Annotated in this window: 2 protein-coding genes; both read right to left on the bottom strand. The window is 38.7% G+C overall.

Translation table 11 applies throughout. The annotated features are described in order from the left end of the window. Nucleotides 1–108: 108 nt before the first annotated feature. Nucleotides 109–2,187, bottom strand: a complete 2,079-nt coding sequence (locus tag VNZ46_RS08390; protein ID WP_325559642.1) for an HDIG domain-containing metalloprotein — start codon at nt 2,185–2,187, stop codon at nt 109–111. A 50-nt stretch (nt 2,188–2,237) separates the two neighbouring features. Then, the coding region (locus tag VNZ46_RS08385) for an outer membrane beta-barrel family protein (RefSeq protein ID WP_325559641.1) at nt 2,238–4,057 on the bottom strand (1,820 nt) is incomplete at its 5' end.

Here is a 4,057-nt window from a genome sequence, read left to right as displayed (position 1 = left end):
TTTAGCAAACTGTTCCTTTCGGCCACTCAGGCATCCCTCCGATTTACTCAGCGTATCCGTGCTGAGGGAGTGCAAATATAGCAATTCATTGATACTTGCAAAAGAAATTTACACATTTTGTAGATAATCTATTCGCACATGATAGATGCTCATTAGCATCGTCTTGAAAATCAACTTTATAGTTTCAAGGTCTTTTAAAGTTAAATCGCAATTATCTAATTGATTTTGTTCCAATTTGTAGTCAATGATACGTTCAACGAGGTCATTTATGCTTTGAGCATCTGGATTTTTTAGGCTTCTTGAGGCTGCTTCGACAGAATCTGCGAGCATTAATACTCCGGTTTCTTTAGAAAAAGGAATTGGACCTGGGTATCTGAAAATGTTTTCATCCACAAATTTTTCAGGTGAATTCTTTAAAAAGGATTGATAAAAATAATCTACCCTGGTGTTTCCATGATGGGTCCTGATAAAATCAATTACACTCTCCGGCAACTGGTGCTTACGGGTAATTTCTATTCCTTTATGAACGTGTTTAATAATGATCTGGGCACTTTGTTCATAAGGGAGTTTATCATGAGGGCTGATCCCCGTATTCTGGTTCTCAATAAAATATTGGGGGTTCTCTATTTTTCCAATATCATGGTATAAAGCGCCTGCCCGTACCAGTAAAGAATTTCCTCCGATTTTAAAAATTGCCGCCTCTGCAAGATTAGCTACTTGTAATGAATGCTGAAAAGTTCCTGGTGCTTTGAAAGCCAGCTCCCTCAGCAGTTTATTATTAGTATTGGTTAGCTCAATCAGGGCCACATCAGATGTAATTCCAAATACCCTTTCAAAAGCATAGATCAAAGGATAAGCAAGAAGAGATAGCAATACACTTACAATAAAGGGTACAAAATTCATCCATTCAATTTCCTGGAATGAACCCTCTCTTAATAGACCAATACCTACAAAACAGATGAAATAAGCGGTTAAAATGAATAAAGCGGATAAAAGCAGCTGCTCTCTCTTGATCAGGTTTCTGATGCTGTAAATGGCTACCATTCCTGCAGTAGTCTGGTAAAAAACAAATTCAAAGCTGTTGGGTACAAAGAAACCGGCAATTAAGATCACCAGCAGGTGAAGATAGAGCGCCAGTCTGGTATCAAACAGAATCCGGATAATAATAGGTACAATACAGAATGGGATATAATAGAGGCTCGGTAGGTTCAGTTTAATTGCCCAGGTCAGCGCCAGTAGCATCGTTGTGATCACCAGTAGCAATAACGACAATTGTCTGTTGTCTGCAAAAATGTCTTTGCGGAACATGAACAGGAATACCATTTGTAAGGTTAATGCAAAGCCCACTAATAAAATCTGACCTAAATAAACCAACCTGCTGTCGCCAATTGTCTTTGTTTGTGCCTCGTAAGTTGCTTTAAATGATTGTAGTTTTTGGTAAGTATCTTCATCGATCACGTTGTTCCTGGCAATGATCAGTTCCCCCTTCTGTACCATTCCATGAGTAGTAGACAGGCTGTTCACTGTGCTGTTTTGCACTATGGTCGTCAGCTTTTCGTCAAAGATCAAATTGGGCTGTAAATGGTCTTCTACTAAATTTTCTATAACCTCCTTAATTTTTACATTGGGGGCTTTAAAATTACTTTTGAAATAGTCCAGTGCAGATTGAACGGTAAAAAGATCCTGGGTACTGACTGGCTTGGTTACGTTGTTGTTCAGTAGAGAGATATCGTAGTTCTTTCCATTGCCCTGATGTTTTGGATTAAGGGCGATGATTCCCCTGGCATAAATAGATTTAAGTAGGTTATAAGATGCGGTTTTATAGGTTTGTTTTTCTTTTTCCGGAAAAGAATTGGTTTGCCATTTTACATCAAACTCATTTAAATAAGCCTCCTGTACACCATTAAACAAATCATTGTTATATCTGTAAATAGGCAAAACATTTTCCAGCGCATCTTTTTTGTCAATAATCACCTGGGGCAAAGTCTTCAGGATAGCAAAACTAAATGGAGAGACCAGGTCTTTATTCAACCATACTTTACCTTTTTCAAACTCGTATCTGAACCGTGGTTGTTTGGGTAGAAAGTAGGTAATGATCAATACTGTAAGCACCATCATAATATATTTAATATTAGACGAATACTTTCTGTAAAGTACCTTATGGGAATTTTTTTTGATCTTGGCCAAAATTATGAAGATTGATTTCTTTCAAAATTAACATAATTAAACCAATAAAATCAATTCTTGACCCTATTCTGTTCAGCCTCAGCGCCAGTCGCATCGTGTTTCCTTAAATTGTTCATGGCTTTTCCAAAGCGATAGCTAAAACTCAGTACCGCTGTTCTGGAATCGTTGCGGTTTCTCCAGCTGGCATCAGTAAGGTTTAAATGGTCGATGACACCAGTGAAGACCTTTGTGCGGAAAATGTCATTTACTGCGAGTTTCAGGGTGGTGCTGGGAGATAATTTCTTTTGTACGGCGGCTCCGGTTGCCTGTAATTTCCCAATAATAAATTGTGCATCGGAGAATCGGTTGTTGTACATGTAATTTAATTCGGCATTCCAGTCCTTGCCCAGTTTAAACTGGGCAGTTGCCTGTGTACCAAAATAATTTCCAGTTGTTTGCAGGAAGCCAGTATAAAAATTAGTGGCAAACTGCGTGTTTTGGTAGTCGGCATGCAGGTGAACATTTAACCATTTGGTCAGGTCTCGTCCTCCATCGACAGAAATACTTTTGGCTGTTTTTTTACCAATGTTTCCTGGTCTGCTATAGTAAATGCCATCTACAATCTCAATAGTCTCATTTACATCGTCTTTGGTTTTGCTGTAACCCAGTGTTATTGTAAACATGTTCTTAAAGGTATAAGAGAGTTCCAGGCTTTGCGTAAAAGCAGGTTTCAAAAAAGGATTGCCCACATAATAGGTGAATTTATCCAGCGGTGAAAAGAAAGGATTTAAGTCCTGATAATAGGGTCGGTCAATGCGTCTGCCGTAATTTAGATCAATAAGGTTTGTTCCTGCAGTATCTAGTTTGTAAGAGAGATACAGGGTTGGGAAAAGACTGGTATAGCTGCGTTTAAAACTGGAGTCAGGTTTCATAATATTCCCAAGCTGGTGTCCGTTCGAAACTGTGTTTTCCAGTCTTAGGCCAGCTTGTAAAGAAAGCCTTTTGCCTTCTCTTGAAAGGTTGAGGTAGGCTGCATTGATATTCTCTTTGTAAACGAAATGATTACTTTTTTCGTAATCCGGGGTGGTGGTTTGGTTAATTGTATATAAGTAATCGGCGGTATTATCAGTTTTAATGTAACTGGCTTTTACACCGGCATCAAGTTTCCAGTTTTTGTTGAGAGGGTGCGAGTAATCGGATTTCGCAGTATAAATATCAAGATGAGCAGGCAGGTTTCCATTCAGTCTGTCTTGGGCAGTAAGGCTTTGATCAGGCGCATAGGTATCGTTATAATAGATTTGATCAGTCTGATTTCTGTACACCAGGTAGTCCATATCTACAGTCAGTTCTTTGCCTGTCTGATCGAATTTATGCCTGTAATTGAGGTTTACTGCTCCGTTTTTGTAATGAATATCATCCAGATTTTTGGCTTTGATAATGGAATAAGGCCGCCCGTCTGCATTCAAAAGATTGCTCACATTGTCATTTACACTACTGGACACTCTGTTCATTCCGGTTAGCACCATGCCCCAGGTGGTATTTTCGGAAGCATAATAATCAAAACCTGTTTTCAGGTTAAAGGTATTTCCGTGTCTTTTGAAATAGGAATTCTGGTTAAAATAGGACTTCACACTTTCATCTGCGTTTTTATAGGTTCGGTTTAGGTCGAGGTCTGTAAAACTGTTGTTCAGGCTATAGCTAAACGTGCTAAAAAAATTGATCTTATTTTTAAAATAGTTAAAATTTGCGCTGTTGTTTGATCTGCTCAGTTCACCCTGGTTCAGGCTTAAATTCAATCCACCATTAAAGCCTGCTTGTTTGCTTTTTTTTGTTTTGATATTGATGACTCCAGAGTTGCCCGAAGCATCGTATTTTGCTGGAGGATTGGTCA

The sequence above is a fragment of the Pedobacter sp. genome (assembly GCF_035566355.1).
Taxonomy (GTDB): Bacteria; Bacteroidota; Bacteroidia; order Sphingobacteriales; family Sphingobacteriaceae; genus Pedobacter.
Note: the sequence above shows the minus strand (reverse complement) of the source record. Positions and strands in the feature narration are given on the sequence as shown.